General features: G+C 64.7%; 15 protein-coding genes and 1 tRNA gene. 5 read left to right on the top strand and 11 right to left on the bottom strand.

Annotated features, from left to right (window positions below; translation table 11 throughout):
- Window positions 1-9: 9 nt before the first annotated feature.
- Window positions 10-600: a TMEM175 family protein gene (locus JQ635_RS26450; protein ID WP_211412708.1), complete on the top strand. Its 591-nt coding sequence runs from the start codon at window positions 10-12 to the stop codon at window positions 598-600.
- Window positions 601-609: 9 nt separating this feature from the next.
- Here the strand turns inward: JQ635_RS26450 and JQ635_RS26445 are convergent, their stop codons facing one another.
- On the bottom strand, window positions 610-990 hold the full coding sequence (locus tag JQ635_RS26445; RefSeq protein ID WP_211412801.1) for a YciI family protein: 381 nt from the start codon (window positions 988-990) through the stop codon (window positions 610-612).
- Between the two features lie 206 nt (window positions 991-1,196).
- Here JQ635_RS26445 and JQ635_RS26440 point away from each other — a divergent pair, with 206 nt between their 5' ends.
- Together JQ635_RS26440 and JQ635_RS26435 are read left to right on the top strand one after the other, a co-directional pair.
- Window positions 1,197-1,376 carry a hypothetical protein gene (locus JQ635_RS26440; RefSeq protein ID WP_211412707.1) on the top strand — a complete coding sequence of 60 codons (180 nt, stop codon included), beginning with the start codon at window positions 1,197-1,199 and terminating at the stop codon, window positions 1,374-1,376.
- A 26-nt stretch (window positions 1,377-1,402) separates the two neighbouring features.
- Entirely contained in the window at window positions 1,403-1,606 is a 204-nt protein-coding gene (locus JQ635_RS26435) for a hypothetical protein (RefSeq protein WP_211412706.1), read from the top strand.
- A gap of 11 nt (window positions 1,607-1,617) precedes the next feature.
- On the opposite strand, the gene JQ635_RS26430 is transcribed toward JQ635_RS26435, so the two are convergent.
- On the bottom strand, window positions 1,618-2,331 hold the full coding sequence (locus tag JQ635_RS26430; protein ID WP_211412705.1) for a substrate-binding periplasmic protein: 714 nt from the start codon (window positions 2,329-2,331) through the stop codon (window positions 1,618-1,620).
- Window positions 2,332-2,662: 331 nt separating this feature from the next.
- On the opposite strand from JQ635_RS26430, the gene JQ635_RS26425 reads away from it, so the two are divergent.
- A complete protein-coding gene (locus JQ635_RS26425) occupies window positions 2,663-5,074 on the top strand; it encodes an ATP-binding protein (RefSeq protein WP_211412704.1) in 2,412 nt (803 codons plus the stop codon).
- Between the two features lie 319 nt (window positions 5,075-5,393).
- Window positions 5,394-5,467: transfer RNA gene (locus JQ635_RS26420), tRNA-Gly, on the top strand.
- Window positions 5,468-5,658: 191 nt separating this feature from the next.
- Here the strand turns inward: JQ635_RS26420 and JQ635_RS26415 are convergent.
- The 9 genes from JQ635_RS26415 to torT form a co-directional block, all read right to left on the bottom strand.
- On the bottom strand, window positions 5,659-7,737 hold the full coding sequence (locus JQ635_RS26415) for a hydantoinase/oxoprolinase family protein (RefSeq protein ID WP_211412703.1): 2,079 nt from the start codon (window positions 7,735-7,737) through the stop codon (window positions 5,659-5,661).
- Window positions 7,738-7,759: 22 nt separating this feature from the next.
- Complete coding sequence (locus tag JQ635_RS26410; RefSeq protein WP_246583780.1) at window positions 7,760-9,451, bottom strand: hydantoinase B/oxoprolinase family protein; 1,692 nt, start codon at window positions 9,449-9,451, stop codon at window positions 7,760-7,762.
- Window positions 9,452-9,457: 6 nt separating this feature from the next.
- Window positions 9,458-11,833, bottom strand: coding sequence for a xanthine dehydrogenase family protein molybdopterin-binding subunit (locus JQ635_RS26405; RefSeq protein ID WP_211412702.1), 2,376 nt, complete (start codon window positions 11,831-11,833; stop codon window positions 9,458-9,460).
- Between the two features lie 13 nt (window positions 11,834-11,846).
- Entirely contained in the window at window positions 11,847-12,305 is a 459-nt protein-coding gene (locus tag JQ635_RS26400) for a (2Fe-2S)-binding protein (RefSeq protein ID WP_211412701.1), read from the bottom strand.
- Between the two features lie 20 nt (window positions 12,306-12,325).
- On the bottom strand, window positions 12,326-13,201 hold the full coding sequence (locus tag JQ635_RS26395) for an FAD binding domain-containing protein (RefSeq protein WP_211412700.1): 876 nt from the start codon (window positions 13,199-13,201) through the stop codon (window positions 12,326-12,328).
- The gene (locus JQ635_RS26390) at window positions 13,198-14,190 is read right to left on the bottom strand and encodes an ABC transporter permease (protein WP_246583778.1); all 993 of its coding nucleotides are present in this window, start codon (window positions 14,188-14,190) and stop codon (window positions 13,198-13,200) included. The genes JQ635_RS26395 and JQ635_RS26390 overlap by 4 nt, the downstream gene beginning before the upstream one ends.
- Window positions 14,191-14,203: 13 nt before the next feature.
- On the bottom strand, window positions 14,204-15,223 hold the full coding sequence (locus JQ635_RS26385) for an ABC transporter permease (protein WP_246583777.1): 1,020 nt from the start codon (window positions 15,221-15,223) through the stop codon (window positions 14,204-14,206).
- Window positions 15,220-16,758, bottom strand: coding sequence for a sugar ABC transporter ATP-binding protein (locus JQ635_RS26380; RefSeq protein ID WP_211412698.1), 1,539 nt, complete (start codon window positions 16,756-16,758; stop codon window positions 15,220-15,222). The genes JQ635_RS26385 and JQ635_RS26380 overlap by 4 nt, the downstream gene beginning before the upstream one ends.
- Window positions 16,759-16,824: 66 nt before the next feature.
- Window positions 16,825-17,922, bottom strand: a complete 1,098-nt coding sequence (gene torT / locus JQ635_RS26375; RefSeq protein ID WP_211412697.1) for a TMAO reductase system periplasmic protein TorT — start codon at window positions 17,920-17,922, stop codon at window positions 16,825-16,827.
- Window positions 17,923-17,984: the final 62 nt, after the last annotated feature.

Here is a 17,984-nt window from a genome sequence, read left to right as displayed (position 1 = left end):
ACGCCCGGCATGACCGAGCTCAAGCCCGACCAGTTTGAGATGCGGCGCCTGGAGTCGCTCAGCAACACCATTTTCGGCGTCGCCATGACGCTTCTGGCCTACGACCTGCCCAAGGCCGCCGTCTTCACCAGCGCTCCCGGCTGGAGCGATCTCGCCCATGTCTATTCCGGCAAGCTCGCCGGCCTCGCGCTCAGCTTCATCATCGCCGGCGTGTTCTGGATCAGCCATCACCGGCGGCTGGCGCGCCAGCCGGTCGGCAGCCGCGGCGGCGTGATCCTCAATTTGTTCTTCCTGCTCTCGATCGTGCTGCTGCCGGTGACCAACGGCCTCTACACCAATTACGCCATGAGCAGCGCCGTCGCGGTGCTCTATGGGCTGCATCTGACCGCGATCGCCGGGCTCAATGCCTGGCTGTGGTGGACGATCCTGGGCGGCTGGCGCCACGAGATCATGGCCTCGCTGTTTCCGCTGCTCGTGTTCATTCCGGGCACGATCGTGGCGGCATTCGCGCCGCATGTCGCGCCTTTCGTGTGGTTCGTCGCCTTCGGCGGGCTCCTGATCCAGCGCTTCTATGTCGCGCAAACCGGGCCGGACGCGTAGACCGGTGCCTCAGCCTTGTGTCGTGCCGAACCCATCGGACGGCACGTAAAGCTTGACCGGGCGGATTTCGTAGACCGCGGTCGGGTTGACCTCGCGCAGCTTCCGCGCCGCTGCGATCGCCTCATCATCCGTGGCGCAATTGACGAGGTGGAAGCCCAGAAGCTGCTCCTTCGTCTCGGCAAATGGGCCGTCCAGCACCATGCCGGCGCCGGGGCCGCGCAAGGTGCGGGCCTTTCGGGTCTCGTCCAGGCGCGCGGCCGGCCCAAGCAGTCCGCTGGCCCTCATGGGTGCCTGAACCTCGATGACTTTGGCCACGACCGCGGCGTCCTGCTCGGGCGTCCAGGACAGGATTTCGTCTTCCACGTGATAAGCCAGGATGGCGTAGAGCATCGTCACCTCGTTGGTTTTTTGGGCGTACAGGCCCAAAGGACGTATCACCGTGGCCCGCGCCGACAATCCCCTGGCAGAAAAATATTGCGTCGCCGCGTGTGCGACGAAACCGTCCTGAAACCCGATTGGGAGCCCGTGGCGTGAACGCCGCCTGAAGCCGATGCGACTGATGACCACCAAGAAGGCTGAGGAATTCGGAGGCGGCAATGTCGGGTCAGTCCATCAAGATCATCTGCGACGCGCGGCGGGCGGCCCAATCGGGGCCGGCCGATCTGCACGACCAGAGCGGTCACCACCGCTATTACGGCAGCTCGGCCGAGAATGGTGGCGAGCGCACTGTCGAGAGCCGCCGCGGCAAGCGCCCGCGCAATGTCTGCGGCTTCTGAAGTCTCTGGCGAGACAGGCTTCGCGAATGAGCGTCCTGCAAATATCAATCGCCGCGCTGCCGTTCCTGCTCTCGCTGGCAAGCCGGAACGGCAACGCGATCGCGCCATGCCTGGTCACGAGCATATTCACCGTGCTGCTCGGCGAAGAGCCTCACCGGGCGGTCGTGGCCTGGTGCGTCGGCGTGCTCATTGCCGCCGTTGCCTTTCGCGAGCGGCTTCGCGCGACCTGAGCCGGCGCCGCTTACGGTGCGCTCAGGATCTGCTTGACGAGGCGCTCGCGCAGCGTTGCCAGTTCGCCGCTCGCCTCCATCTGCGCGATCACCTTGCCGACCTCAGGCACCAGAGCGCGATGGCGTTCGTGCAGATAGTGATAGATGTGGATGCGCTCGAGCGGTGGCGAGAGCGGGTAGATCCTTGCCTGCAGGTTGAGCTTCCTCACTGCGACGAGCCCGCTGAAGAGGTCGGTGACCATTACGTCGAAACGATCGGCGTCGAGCATCTTGACCATGCTCTCCAAGCTGGTCGTCGCCGTGACGCGGGCCATGCCGCGTGTACCGGCCTCCGATGAGCCGACGCCGCGGACGATGCCGATGCTGTAGTCTCGAATTGAATCCCAACCGGCGACATCGAAGTGGAGCTTCGTCGTGAACACCGCGGGTTCGATATAGTTGATCGCCGGCGTGACCTGGACCAGCGTCGGATAGTCGCGGGAGAGCGTCGCGATCCGCTGGATCTCGCCGTCGACCTCGCCGGCGCTCGACAGCGCGAGCGCCCGCTTGCCGGGAACGTCCTCGAATTCGAGCTTGATGTTCAGCTTGGCGTAGACGGCCCGCAGCATCTCGCCGCCGACATATTGATCGGGGATGTCGGCGATACGCGCCAGCCGGATCAGGTCCTGCGCCTGCGACGGAGCGGCTGCGAGCAAAGACAGCCAGGCGACGGCAATCCGCCACATCACGCTTCTCCTTGGTCGAACCTTGCTACCGCTGGATTCGGAGGCCCGCGCCATCTACCGGGGGTCGCGCCTGCGCGCCGGCCGCAACGACCAACGCTCGCCTGCGACGTGAGGTGCCTCCGGACTTTCACCGATGTCATTCTAGCACGCGAGGTGGTAGCTTGCGCGAGGATCCTGCTGCTGGGCGCAACACATGACCCCGCCGACCTCAAGCCGCCCATGGGCCGACAGGATCACCACGCGCCTCGCGTGAAGAGAATCTCAAGTGTCGAATTGCTCGCGGCCGCGACTGGCCGGCGGAGCAGGTGCCGCCATTCCCGGGACATGGAGCATGGGCAACTCAGGCGATGAGGATTCCAAGCGCAGCCGCGCCGTTGCCCCGGCGGCCGCGAAGCAGGATTTGAGCGGGATCGGCGCTGCACTCGCGCCGGCGATGATCGGAACATTGCTGTCGCGGATCTTCAACTGGTTACGCGGTGGCGTCGGGCCGCGCCTGCTGGCCGCCGTGCTGCTGTTCTCCTCGATCGTCACGCTGGTGCTGACCGCGCTTCAGCTCTATCTCGACTACAACCGCGAGGTCGGCGTCATCGAGACGCGGCTCGGCGAGATCGGCCGCAGCACCACCGGCAGCCTTGGCGAGAGCCTGTGGAATCTCGACCAGAACCAGCTCAGGCTCCTGCTCGACGGTATCCTGCGGCTGCCCGACATCCGCGCCGCCGAGGTGCGCGAGATCGCCGATCGTCCCAATCCGATCCGTGTCGCGGTCGGCGAGCCGAACACCCGTTCGATCGTGACGCGCGACTATCCGCTGACCACCACTGTGCAGGGGGCGGTGCGCACGATCGGCGTGCTTCACGTCGAAGCGACGCTGAGCGAGGTCTATCAGCAATTGCTGAACCGTGCTCTGATCATTCTGGCGAGCCAGGCGGCGAAGACGTTTCTCGTCTCGCTGTTCATCATCTACATGTTCCATCTGCTGGTGACGCGGCATCTGGTCGCCATCGCCGACTTCGTCAGCAAATACAGCCTGGCGCGGCCGCCGCCGCCTTTGCACCTGGAGCGCCGGCCGCCTTACGATCCCGACGAGCTGGACAAGGTGATCGTCGCGTTCAACGCCATGTGCGCCAATCTCGGGCGTGCTTATGGCGAGCTGCGCGAGGCCAACGCCAATCTCGAGCGTGACTTGAAGATCCGCCGGAGCGCCGAAGAAGACGCACGCGCGAGCGAGCAACGCTTCCGCGACTATGCCGAGACCGCGTCCGACTGGTTTTGGGAAACCGGACCGGATCATCGGTTCACCTACATATCGGAACGGGCTGGCGCCTTCGGCATGGACCACAAGGCGCTGATCGGCAAGCGCCGCACCGATGCCGCTTCCGACCACGACGCCGAGCCGGAGAAATGGCGCGCGCACGCGGCGACGCTGGACCGTCACGAGCCGTTCCGGAAATTCGAGTATCGCGGCCGGGATGCGAGCGGACGCATGCGCCATTTCAGCGTCAACGGCCAGCCGGTGTTCGCGTCAGACGGACGCTTCATGGGCTATCGTGGCTCCGCCACCGACTTCACCGCGCAGCACGAGACCGAGGAGCGGCTGCGCCAATCCCAAAAGATGGACGCGATCGGCCAGCTCACCGGCGGCGTCGCGCATGACTTCAACAACGTGCTCACCGTCATCACCGGCACGATCGAGATCATCCAGGAGGGGCTCGCGGACAAGCCCCAGCTGGCCGCCATCGCGCAGCTCATCGACGATGCGGCCGCGCGCGGCGCCGAGATCACCTCGCAGCTCCTGACCTTCGCGCGCCGCCAGCCGATGGAGCCACGCGAGATCGACGTCAATGCCCTCGTGCTGGAGACCGCGAAGCTGCTGAAGCCGATCCTGGGCGAGCATGTCGAGATCGTGACGCGGCTCGCGGACGACGTCTGGTCGGCGATGGCGGATCCGTCGCAGCTTTCGTCCGCGATCGTCAATCTCGCCGTCAACGCGCGTGACGCGATGCCGGGCGGGGGCAGGCTCACGCTCGAGACTGCGAACCGGGAGCTCGACGGCACGGAAGGTGGCGGCGAGGGCGATGTCATGCGCGGCGCCTTCGTGATGGTCGCAGTCGGCGACACCGGCCACGGCATTCCGGCCGATATCCGCGAGCGCGTGTTCGAGCCGTTCTTCACCACCAAGGGCGTCGGCCGCGGCACCGGCCTTGGGCTCAGCATGGTCTACGGCTTCGCTCGCCAGACCGGCGGGACCGTCGCCATCGAGAGCGAGGAGGGGCGCGGCACGGTGGTGCGCTTGTTCCTGCCGCGATCGCAGGGCGAGGCGTCGGCCAGGACGGCGTCGGTTCAGGCGCCCGTCGCAGCGCGCGGGCATGAGATGATCCTCGTGGTCGAGGACGATCCGCTGGTGCAGGGCTATGTCATCGCCCAGCTCGGCAGCCTCGGCTATCGCACGCTTGCTGCCGGCGACGGCGCATCCGCGCTCGCGCTGGTCGACCAGGGCGCCAAATTCGATCTCCTGTTCACGGACATCATCATGCCCGGCGGCATGAACGGGCGAGACTTGGCCGACGCCGTCCGGCTCCGCCGGCCGGGGGTGAAGGTGCTCTACACCTCCGGCTATACCGACGACACCATCGTCCATGAAGGGCATCTCGATCCCGGCGTGGCGCTGCTTCAGAAGCCATACCGCAAGTCGGAGCTGTCGCAGAAGATTCGCGAGGTGCTTGCGGGCGAGCCGTCTGCCTGAGCCGCGCCGGCAGACGAAAAAGGCGCGGCGGGGAGGCCCCGTCGCGCCCGATTTCTTGCTCGCTGGTCCAGGGCTGAGAACGCCCCGATGCCAGGCCCTATTTAAAGCCTAGCGGGCGATCCCAGCGAGGTGACAGCGCTTGAGATAAGACACTGGATCACCTCCTTTCGTTGGTTTCGGGAAATTTCAATATAGGGCGGGATCGCCCGGCCGTTAAGGGGTGGGGCGAAAGGCCGGGAACAAGGGTCGCTCTTGACGCGGGAAAGACCGTCCAGAGGCAGTTGAGACCGCCGCCCGGCCGTGTTAGGGGATCGCCAACGCGGGTGTAGCTCAATGGTAGAGCAGCAGCCTTCCAAGCTGAATACGAGGGTTCGATTCCCTTCACCCGCTCCAATGATTTCAAGCACTTATTGGATTGCTTGATGATCATTCCGACAGGACGGCGGAATCCATCCCGACAAATGTTCACTTTCTGGCCGCTTGCTTGCGCGGCTTGATGTGCGTGATCTGTGCGTCCTGCTTGGCCTGGTCGTCGTGATGGAGGTAGTGCGCCATCGCCTTGGTAAGAGGCTTAGTCTTGCCTGTTAGGCCGCTCCTCTTCCCGAGTCCGTCATCGATGTGTGACCCCAGATGATGAGCTGACCCGTCTCATCGCGAGTGAACGCCTGGTCGGACGGCACGAACGTCGTCGTCGTGGCTTCCTCGACGAGCGCCGGACCTGGAATCAACGATCCGATCGGAAGCAGGTTTCGGTCGTAGACGTTGCAGGCGACCCAACCATTCTCCCTTGCCAGGAAAACGGAGCGTTGGGCCTTGAGGGCACTGTCGAGCGTGTTTTGCGGATCGCCCTGGATGTTCGGCAGGCCGATCACTTCGCTGAGCATCTCGGTTTGCAGATGAAGCGTCGTAATCTCCGCGGTTGCGGACGTCAACGCAAACGAAAAAGCCTTCCGATGGGTGGCATGGAAGTCGGATAACAGTTCCTCGGCACTGCCGCCGGAAATGGCCACGGAGACGCTGTGCTCCTGGCCGTGATATCGCATCTCGGCATAGCGATGGAATTTCAACCTGGCCGTGCCGGTTCCAGCGAAATATGCGATGGCCTCCTGTTCGAGCTCCGCGAACAATTGCGCAATCGAATCCATTTCCTGCTCGCTGACCGTCTTCAACACTGTACGCCTGATATCGGCGCGTGGCCGCGCCGCAAGCATTCCCCAGGCCGAGAAGATACCGGGATGCGTGGGGATCACGGTCCGCTTGACGTTCAGTTCTCGCCCGAGGCTGGCAGCCAGCAGTGGTCCTGCGCCTCCGGATACGATCAATACGAGGTCGCGCGGATCGTGTCCCCGCTGTATCGTGATCAGCTTCAGTACGTTGGTCATGGACTCTTCGGCCACCTTGACGATCGCAAGCGCGGCCTGTTCGACCGAGAGCTTCATCGGCAGGGAGATACGGGCGATCGCCGCCCGCGCACGATCGACGTCGAGCGGCATGCGGCCGTCGGCGAAGGTGAGTGGATCCAGAATTCCAAGGGCGAGTTTGGCGTCCGTCACCGTCGGGGCGGAGCCGCCTCTGCCGTAACAGGCTGGCCCTGGGCTCGATCCCGCACTTTGGGGGCCGACCCGCAGCCTGCCGCTCGGGTCGAGCCAGGCTATCGAGCCCCCGCCGGCGCCGACCTCTACGATATCAACGACCGGGACTTGAATGGTGTAACCAGGAGAGCTTCGTGTCTTCTCGAGGCGATATTCTGCGTTGACCTTGGGCTGTCCTGCCTTGATCAGGGAGCATTTCGCGGTCGTACCGCCGACGTCCAGGTACAGAACGTCGGTTTCGCCGATCTCCGATCCAATACGCGCCGCGCCGGCCACACCGCCCGATGGACCGGATTCAACCAACGTGAGCGGAGCTGTTACCACCTGTTCGAAGCTTGCGATGCCGCCGTTCGATTGCATCGCATAGGTGGGGCAATTTATCCCCTTCCTCTGCAGTGCGGTATCGAGGTTGTCGAAGTAATTTCTGATGATGGGCTGAACATAGGCATTGAGCGCGATCGTGTTGGATCGCTCGTATTCCCGCCATTGCCGCGAGATTTCGTGACTGGCACAAACCGATATCCCACGCAGCTCCTTGCGCAGCAGTTCCGCGCATTGCTTCTCGTGGGCGGGATTGGCGTAGCTATGAAGGAAGATGATCGCGACGGCAGCAACCTGCTGCTCGCAGCATTGCCGGGCGCAGCGCGCGACATCCTCCTGGTCCAGGGTGTGCAGGACCTCGCCTGACGCGCTCATGCGCTCCCGCACTTCGAACCGCAGATGGCGCGGTACGAAGGGCGCCGGAGTCCTGGTACGCAAATTATATAGATCGGGTCGGTTGCCCCTGCCGATTTCGAGCACGTCACGGAAACCAGCCGTCGTAACCAGCGCGGTCTTGACACCTTTGCGCTCGGTTATGGCGTTGATAACGGTGGTGCCGCCATGAACGAAGAAGTCGATGCGGTCAACGCTCAATCCGGATCGCTCGGCCATGGTGATGGTGTCGAGTACCCCGACGGATTGGTCATCGACGGTTGTCAGGCTCTTCGAGAAGACGACTGAGCCACTGGTGTCGTCATAAGCGATCAGGTCGGTAAAAGTGCCGCCCACATCCGTAGCGAGGCGAATCATGCAGTGGACCCCTGGCCAAGTGTCATTGCTGTCTTCCGTAAATGCGCTGCGCATCTTCCCGGGCGATCAGTCCGCTCTCGATATCGGCTGTCACCATTGCGGAGGCCCGGTCCGATGGCGCTCCCCAACCACCGCCGCCGCCCGTCACGATCTTGACACGGTCGCCCTGGCCAACCGGCCTGGTCGGCGATCGGCCGAGCTTCAGGATGTTTCCGTCGGCCTTTACGATTTCAAGATAGTTGACCGATCCGTACTCGCCGCCGTCCATCGGCCATGGCGGCGTGACGGTCCGCCCAAAGCCGCAATAGACCTCGGCGCGCTCGGCCAGGATCCGATACTCTCTCACCAGACCGTATCCGCCACGAAAACGGCCGGCACCGACACCGCCTTCGACATTGAAGCCGTAGCGTTCGACCAGCAGCGGAAACTTGGCTTCGATCAGTTCGATGGAGTAGTTGTAAGTATCGCCGTCGGTCAGCGCGATCAGCGCATTGGCGCCGTCGCTGTCGTGGCAAGCGCCCCAACCTCCGTGCTCGGGTTCGATATGGACGAACAAGTCGCCGGCTTCATCATGTCCGGCGATGTAGGTGACGCAGAGACTGGTGTAGGAGCCGGCGGAAAATCGTTCGGGCAGGATCGGCGCCAGCGCCTTCCAGACCAACTCGGAGGCGTGCACCGACCCTTCATAATACCAGCCGGTGGGAGACGGCCGCTCGGCGGTAAACAGCGTGCCTTGCGGGGCCAAGATCGACAGCGGGCGAAACCAGCCCTCGTTCGAGGGCTCGTAGGGTGCGACCAGGGCTTTGAAGACGGTCTTCACTGCGGAGTGCAGTGCGCCGCGGGCACAATTGATCGGACCGGCGCACGCCGAGGGGCAGCCCGTGAAGTCGACCTCCATGCTGTCACCTGCGATACGAACCGCAACCCTGACCTCGATGGGAAGCGGACTGACGCCATCGCCGTCGATCACGTCGGTGGCGATGTACTCGCCATTCGGCAGCGATCGGATGAGTTCCCTGGCCCTATTCTCGGAATCTCGCAGCAGCTGATCGAACGAAGCGAGCAGTGTGTCAGCACCGTATCGGCCGACCACCTCCTGCAGCCTCTGATCGGCGATTCGGACGGTGGCGAGCTGGGCATGGAGGTCGCCGATGGCCATATCGGGAAGCCGGACGTTCTCGCGGATGATTTCGACGATGCTCTCGACCAATTGATCTCTTTCGGCGATCTTCACGCAGGGCAGCCGCAGCCCTTCCTGAAAGATCGAGGTCGCATTGGGCGGCAGGCTTCCAGGAATCACGCCGCCGACGTCCAGCCAATGCGCGACATTGATGGCAAACGCGATCAGTCGGCCTTCGGCGAACACCGGACGCACGATCGCGAAATCACAGGCATGGGTGCCGCCGCCAAAAGGGTCGTTGGTGACGATCACATCTCCGGGAAAAATCGACCCACCGAACCGGTCGATGACGCTGCGGATCTGCGCGCCGAACGTTCCGGTAAACAGCGTAATCCCGTTGGTCTGCGCGATGAGCTCTCCGCGCGCATTGCAGATGCCGCATGCGAAATCCAGCACCTCGTAGATCACCGGGCTCATGCTGGTCTTCGTCATCACGATCGCCATTTCATCGACGACGGAGAGCAGCTTGCCTTGGATGATCTCGTGGGTGACTGGATCGAACGACGCGGCGGACACGCTGGTTTCAATGGTCAAAATGCGTCACTTTCGATTCTGGGCAGCCGTGCCGTGCGGTCGCACCAGATTGTCGACCCAGGCCTCGGCGATGTGGGAGAGGCTGAGCTCACCCTTGCGGTCGAGCAGCAGTTCGAGCACCCGCGGCGGCGTCAGCGGCAGTTCCTGGACACGCTTTCCGGTCGCGTTCGCCACCGCGCAGGCGATGGTCGCGCCGACGTTCAGGATCGGCACCTCTCCGGCACCTTTGGTGCCGAGCGGCCCGACCGACGGCGCGCCTTCGTACAGGCTGATCTCGACCGGAACGACGTCGAGCGCCAGCGGCAAGCGGTAGGTCTCGAAGCCGTTCTGGCGGACTCGGCCATGTGTGTCGATCGTCACCTCTTCGTGCAGGGCATAGCCCAGGCCTTGCACGACGCCGCCCTGGATCTGGCCATGGATCGCGCGCGGATTCAACGCGCGGCCGACATCCTGCACGACGCGATAGTTCAGTACCTCGACATGTCCCGTCTCGGGATCGACCGCGACATCGCAGTCATGGACAGCGAACACCGGGATATCGATCGCGTCGATGAAGTGTCCGGCGACACAACCCGGCATCGCCGGCACGCCCGCGCCCGTGAAGGCGCCAGTGCCGGAAACCGGACCGAGTTGAGCCTGTGCGCGGGTTGCGACGTCAGCGATTGTACGACCAGAGCCGGGCGCGCCGGCGATCTCGATCCGCCCCTGGCGCATCACCAGGTCCTCGGGCGCCGCTTCGATCATCTCCGAGGCGACCTTCAGCAGCTTGGTTCGCACCTCCTGCGCTGCCGAAAGGCTTGCCGCGCCGAGCGACACTGTGGTGCGACCGCCGCCGACACCGACGTCGTAGCCGGCCGCGTCGGTATCGGCCGCGCGCACCACGACGTCGTCGGGTTTGAGACCGAGCGTGCCGGCGACGATCTGGGGAAGGCTCTGCATCATCGAGCCAGAACCGATCTCGACACCCGATGTCACGAGCGTGACTGTTCCATCGGCATTCATGTTGACGGTCGCGGCCGAGGGGCCGACGAACACGAACCATGTGCCGACCGTGGTGGCGCGTCCGAACAATCGGCCGTCGGCCAGCGTGCGGGAGGGTGCGGCCGCTTCGCGCAGCGTATCCATCCGATCGAGCATCGGGGCGAGCACATTGCCCTCGAACACCTGACCGGTGGCGCCGAGATCGCCGTCGCCGAGCACGTTGCGGCGGCGGAAGGCGAGGGGATCCATGCCGATCCGCGCCGCGATCTCGTCGGTGTGTCGCTCCAGCGCGAAAGTGCAATAGACACCATTGCAGCAGCGGAAGGCACCGTTCGGTGCGGTGTTGGTGTAGACCGCGCGCGAGACTAGGCGCGTCGACCCGAGCCGGTAGTTTCCGCCAAGCGTATGGGCGGTCATGGTGGTCAGGAAGATCTGCTCGCCGCCATAGGCGCCGCAATCCATCAGGACAACCGCCTCGCGTCCGACGATCTCGCCATCGCGCGTCACTGCCGAGCGAATGCGAATCTCGGCGTTCTCGCGGAACAGGCAGGTCAGCATCTCCTCTTCGCGCGAATTGACCAGCCGCACCGGTTGTCCGCTGGCGCGCGCGAGCAGGGCCGCGAATGGCTCGATGGCGAGATCGAATTTGAGGCCGAAGGCTCCGCCCACCGGCGGCACTGTGACCCGTACCTGCGAGGGGGGAACGCCGAGGATCCGCGCGGTCGCATTGCGGATCGTCCAGGGAACCTGTGTCGAGGTCTCGATATGGAATCGCCCGTCCTCATAGCTCGCGACGACAGCGCGTGGCTCGAATGCCACATGGTTCTGGCGGCCAACGCGAAAACTGCTCTCGACGATCTCGACGTCGGATCTTGCGAAGGCGGCGTCGACGTCGCCGCGGACCACCGTTGCCTCCCAGGCGACGTTGCCCGAACGCGCGCCGCCTTCGAACAGCACCTCGTAGTCGCGCCAGTCGGGATGAACCAGCGGTGCAGCCGGTGCGAGGGATTCCGCCATGGTGAGCACGGCCGGAAGTGGCGCGATCTCGACATCGATCGTCGCAAGCGCGGCCTGCGCTTGCGCAAGCGTGTCGGCTGCGATCGCCGCCAACGGCTCGCCGTCATAGCGGATCACGTCGCGGGCAAATAGCGGGTGGTCGGCGATACCGATCCCGATCTTGCCGGGGGCATCCGCCGCGGTGACGATCGCGCGCACGCCGCGCATGCGTGCGGCGCGCGACGTGTCGAGGCGGACGATGCGCCCCGAGGCCACGTTGGCGCGCAGCACAGCCGCGTGCAGCATGCCGGGCAGGTAGCGATCCATGGTGTAGCGCGTGCGGCCGCGCAGCTTGTCGCGCGCATCGCGACGGCGGAAATCCATGGTGGCAGAGATTTCGGACATGGGCAGCCCTCGGTCATTTCACGGCAAGTGCAGACAGCGTGGCGTCGACGATGCGCTCATATCCGGTGCAACGGCAGATGTTGCCGCTCAGCGCAGCGCGGATGTCGTCGCGCGTTGCTTCGGGGGAGGTCGCCAGAAGATGTGTCAGGGTCACCACCATGCCCGGGAAGCACATGCCGCATTGGACCGCGTCGCAGGTTTCGAGCGCGACCTGGATTGCGGTCAGCGCATCGCCAGTGCCAAGACCCTCGACTGTTCGGATATCAGAACCCTCGGCGAGCGCTGCCGGCATCAGGCATGATGGGGTCGGCCTGTCGTCGACCAGCACCATGCAGGCACCGCAAAAGCCTTCGCGGCACACCGGCTTGGTGCCGGTGAGATGGAATTCCTCGCGCAGGATGTCGACCAGTGGGGTCACGGGATCGGCGGCTGAAGCGCGGCGGTCGCCATTCACGGTCAGGCTCAGGGCCATGTTCACCTCCGTAATCTCGTTCAGGCGCCAAGCGCCGCGGCAGTCGCTCGCCGGACGAGGCGGGGCAGCACACTGACGCGATACCAGGGGGGAACCTCGACGCTCTCGCGGCCGACGAATTCACCAGCCAGTTCGGCGGCGACATCCGCGGCTCGTGCGGGGGCGAGCGGGCGATCAAGTAGAGCCGCTTCGAGCCGATCCCAGCGGCGTGCGACCGTCTCGACCGAACCGATCGCGATCCGCGCCGCCCGTACGTAGTTCGCAGTGTCGACATCGAAGGACAGGCTCACGATGGCGACCGGATAGTCGCCAGCCTTACGCAATGGCAGTCGCGCATGCGCAGTCTTGTGCCGGGATCGCTGCACCACGATCTTGGTGAGCAGCCGGCCCGGCGCCAATGTCGATCGCTGCGTCAGGAATGCCTCGAGGCTCATGCGTTCGCGGCCGCTTCGGCTTGAGACTTCGATTTGGGCATCGAGGCAGAGCAGGGCGGGCACGCAATCTGCCGCGGAAAAGTCCGATGTCGCGAGATTACCGCCGATCGTCGCCAGCGAGCGGATCGCCGGGTTCGCAGAGCGGCCCGCGGCGGCCGTGAGGACCGCGAAGTCGGGCAGATCGGCCAAAGCCGAGGCCAGCGCGGCGTGCGTGACTGCCGCGCCGATTTCGATCGCATCGGTGCCGATCCGGATCTCGGTCAGCTCGGGAATTTTCCCGATCGCAACATGGCGGGTCTTGAGCGGTTGATGCCGGATCGGCGCGCGCATGATCCAGGTGCCGCCGGCAAAGGCCGCGCCTTCCGGGCCGTAGTCGTTCAGCGCATCGAGGGCCGCGGCCAACGACGATGCGATATAGAATGTTCCAGTCGCTTCGCCTTGCGCGAGGGTACCAGCTGTCATCGGCGTCGCTCCAGTCGCAGGCGATCGAGCAGCACACCGATGATGACGATGGCGCCGAGCACGACCATCTGGATGTAACCGTCGATGCGAGTGAGATTCATGCCGTTGGACAGGATCGTGACGAACAGGGCGCCGAGCACGGCAGTGCCGACCCCGCCGCGTCCGCCTGCCAGGCTCGTTCCGCCAACCACGGCGCCGGCGATAGCCTGCAATGACAACGAGCCACCGAGGTTCGGCTCGCCCGAGCCGGTGCGCGCGGTCATCATGATCGCGCCGAGCGCGGCGAGCGTCGAACACAGCACATAAGTGCCGATCAGGATCCGCTTGACTGGCAGGCCGGCGACCGTCGCGGCGCGTGGGTTGGTCCCGATGATGTAGAGCGAGCGACCGAACACCGTGCGGCCGAGCATCAGATGCAGCACCAAGCCAATGGCAAGCGTGATGACAATGGCTGCCGGGATGCCAAAAATACTGCCGCTGTAGAAGAGCTGCGAGAACAGTTTGGGCACCCCCTGGACCGGACGCCCGGCGGACAGGGTGGTGGCGACGCCGATCGCGATGTTGTAGCTGCCCAGCGTCGCAACGAAGGGGCTGACGCCAAGCAGCGCGATGACCACGCCATTGAACAGGCCGCAGGCGATGCCGAGGCCGAAGCCGGCGCCGAGCCCGGCGAGCAGCACAGTCGAGGGATCATGGCCGGCTGCCGTGGCGCCGGCCATCGCCAGCGCGGTGCCGACACTGACCATCGAAACGGCCGGCCCAAGTGCGAGGTCGAAGCCGCGGGTGAGGATCACCACGGTCTGCGCCATGGCAAACAGCGCCAGATAGCTGGTCTGTTGCGCGATATTGAGCAGATTGGCCGGGGAGAGCACGCTGCGATCGACGGCGGCAAAGCCGAGCAGCAGCGCAACCAGCGCGATCGGCAGCACCGCGCGCCACAGCCATTCGCTCGAAAACGAATTGTTGCGGTTGGTCTGCTCGGTTGTCATGGACAATTCTAGGTCAGACACGGGCCTTGCTCCGTCGGCTCAGTTCATCCAGCGCCACGGCCGCCACCATGATGATGCCGAGGAAGACCGGTTGCAGACGGGAGTCGACATGCAGCAGGTTGAGCGCATTGCCGAGAATGGTCAGGAACAGCGCGCTGATGGCCACAATCTCGACGCGGCCGACACCGCCGCGCAAGGAGACCCCGCCGATCACGGCCGCAGCGATCGACTGCAGCATCATGCGGTCGCCGCCAAAGCTGGCCTGGCCGGAGCCAACCTGTGCGGTGAGCAGAATACCGGTGAGGGCTGCCAGCACGCTTGACACGGCGTAGGTGCCGACGATGTGGCGCTGGATCGACACGCCTGAGACGACGGCGGCATCGACATTGCCGCCGATCGCATAGACATAGCGGCCGAACAGCGTGCGCCGCTGCACGAACATCATCACGGCAATGACGGCAAGCGCAGCATAGACGGCGGTCGGCAGGCCGAACAGCTGCGCGCGGCCAAATCCCTTCACGAAGCTGTCGGGCATGCCATAAACCGGGATGCCGCTCGTGATCATGAGACCGACACCGGCGGTCGCCGACATCGTGCCGAGCGTGACCACGAAGCCGGAGACCTTCAGCTTCGCGACGCAGAAGCCGTTGACGAGCCCAACCACCAGCCCGCAGCCGATCCCTGCGGCGACCCCGCTTGCGATGACCAGCGCGGTGTTGCCGGGGAATGCGGCGGCGGTCGCCGCCATGGTCTTGGCGGTCACCACGCTTGCCAGCGCGACGACCGCGCCGACCGAAAGGTCAAAGCCGCCTGCGACGATCACCAGCGCCTGGCCGCAGGCGACGATCGCCAGCAGTGAAGCGTTACGCAGGATGTTGAGGATATTGATAAGGCCGTAGAACTGGGGATCGATTGCCGACATGCCAACGATGAGGGCGACCAGCAATGCCGGAAGGAATCCGATCCGCCCGACGATCGATCGGCCGAGATGCGTCGATCGTCGAGGCATCCCGGCGGTCACAACCGTGCTCATGCGACCTCCGTGACAAGATGCTCTCTAAAGAAGCTCGCCAGCACGTTCTGCTCGGTCTTCTCCGCGCCCGTCAGCTCTGCAGCGATTTGCCCATGGTGCATGACGTAGAGCCGGTTCGATAGCGCCAGCACCTCCGGCAGCTCCGACGACACCACGATCACGGCAGCGCCGGCCTCGACCAGGCGCTTCATGAATTCGTAAACCTCGAGCTTGGCGCCGACGTCGATGCCGACGCTCGGCTCATCGAACAGGAACACGGTCAGTTCGCGCGTCAGCGCGCGGCCGAGCATCACCTTCTGACGGTTGCCGCCGGACAGGGCGCCAGCAGTCCGCTCGATGTTCGGCGGCCTGAGCTGCAACTGCTCCATGACGCCCTGGATCGCGGTGCGTTCCACCGCCTGCCGCAGCACGCCGAAGCGGGCGAAGGCGGGCAGGTCGAGCACGGTCATCGATGCGTTCTCGCGGATCGGGCGCGACAGCGCGAGCCCTTCGGCGATCCGGTTGGCAGGGAAGTAGGCGATCCCATGCTTCAGGCTTCGCCGTGGCGCGGGGAATTCGTAAGGCAAGCCATCGATCCGGACCGTGCCGGAGACGATCGGTTCGATTCCGTAGATAGCGCGGATCAGCTCTGACTTGCCGCAGCCAACGAGGCCGGCGACGCCGGTGATCTCACCCGCGCGGGCGTGGAAGTTCACGTCGCCCACGCTTCCGTCGGCCAGTGTCAGGTTCTCGACGTCGACCATGACCTTGTCCGGCTTGTGCGTGATGGTTGGAAACAGCAGGTCGATCTTGCGGCCGGTCATCAGCTCGACCAGCTCGCTGTCGGTTGAAGTCGCGGCATCGAGGGTACGGATGTGGCGGCCATCGCGCAGCACGGTCACGCGGTCGGCGAGTGCGCGGATCTCGCGCATGCGATGCGAGACGTAGATCAGCCCGATATTCTGGCTCTTCAGGCGGGCAATCAGCTCGAACAGCCGGCCGGTCTCGCGCTCGGTCAGCGACGCCGTCGGCTCGTCGAGGATCAGGAGGCGCACGCGGCCGAGTAGGGCCTTGGCGATCTCGGCCATCTGCTGATGCGCACGCGAGAGGTCGTCGACCCGCTGCGAGGGATCGAGATCGAAGCCGAGTTCATCGATCAACGCGGTTGCACGCTTGCGCATCTCGCGGGCATGCAATACGCCGCCGCGCGTGATCTCGCGGCCGAGGAACAGGTTCTCTTCCACCGTGAGGCTTGGGACCAGCGAGAATTCCTGGAATACCGGACTGATGCCGATCGCACGCGCCCGCTGCGGCGTAAGATGGCGGATGTCCTCACCGCCGAATTGGAATGTGCCTTCGTCGGGCGGGAACGTCCCCGACACCACGTTGATCAGTGTCGATTTGCCGGCACCGTTCTCGCCGAACAGCACATGCAACTCGCCGGCATGGACATCGAGGTCGACCCGGTCGAGTGCACGGACCCCGGTGAATCGCTTCGAGATGCCGCGCAAGGCGAGCAAAGGTTCGGCCGGCTTGAGGTCGGTGACGACGTCCATCTGGTCTCCGGGAGGTATTGGTTGAGGAGGCGGGAGCGCAGGTCTCCCGCCTCGATGATTTGCTGGTTACTTGGCCTTGACCGAATAGACCGGCTTCCAGCTACCCGGTGCCAGTACGAGGTCCATCTGCAGTTTCGGAACGGTGGTCTTGTCGACGGCCGACGCCAGTGGCTGGGCGAGGCTCATCACCGGCTTCTTCTCGATCAGGCGCACGGCCTGGTCGACCGAGACGGCGCCTTCGCCGACCGGGTACTGGGTCGCAAAGGCAAGGACGTCGCCGCGGTTCAGCGCGTCGAGCATCGCCTGGTTCTCGTAGGAGGACATGATCTTCATGTCGCTGCGGCCGGCTTCGGCGACCGCACCGATGGCGGCTTCCGCGGTCGGGGCGGTGCCCCAGATCACGTTCATGCTCGGGTAGGCCTGAAGCGCGTCCTGAATCAACTGCAACTGGACCGCGACGCCGGAGTCGCCGAACTTCTCGGCCAGGACCTTGGCGTTGGGATTCTTCGCCACCGCTTTCTTGAAGCCTTCGTTGAAGGACTCCGCCCAGCCCGAGCCGGCGGGCCCAGGGAAGGTCACGATGTTGAGCTTGTCGCCGGGCTTGGCCTGCGCCAGCAGACCGTCGCCGGTGACCTCCCCCATGGCGACGAAGTCGACATAGATGGCGGCGGGCAGGGCATTCGGCGGCAGCGGGTTGGCAACGCCGACCACGGGCACACCTTTGGCCTTCGCCTCCTCGAACTTCTTGCTGAGACCAGCGCCGGAGATGGCACCGACGATGATCGCGTCGGGGCTGCTCGCCATGCAGTCATCGAACTGCGAGAGCTGCTTGGGGAGGTTCTCATAGCCACCGGCTTCATAGAGCGTCATGTTGACGTTCATCGCCTCGGCCTGCTTGACGATGCCATAGGCAACCGCGACCCAGAAACTATCCTTCATATGCGGAAACAGGACGCAGAGCTTGTAGGGCTTCTCGGCCTTGGTCAAAGCCGCGTACTCGGCCGGCTTCGGCGTGCCGGAGGAAGCGTCATACACTTTCATGGGAAACCAGGGCGTCTCGGCGGCAGCGGGCGTCGTCGCGGCGAAGGCGAGGCCTGCGGCGATGCCGAGGGTGGAGCAGATCGGCCGGAGCCGCTCGATGGAAAGGCACGTCGTACGGGTCATAGCTCTATCCTCATGGTTCGAGTGAAAGGTGAGGGCCGACGGCTTCGGTTCCTCTGTTGCAC

It is taken from the genome of Bradyrhizobium iriomotense, assembly GCF_018130765.1.
GTDB classification, from domain to species: Bacteria; Pseudomonadota; Alphaproteobacteria; order Rhizobiales; family Xanthobacteraceae; genus Bradyrhizobium; species Bradyrhizobium iriomotense_A.
The sequence above is the reverse complement of the archived record's forward strand: the minus strand, read 5'-3'. Positions and strand labels throughout refer to the sequence as shown.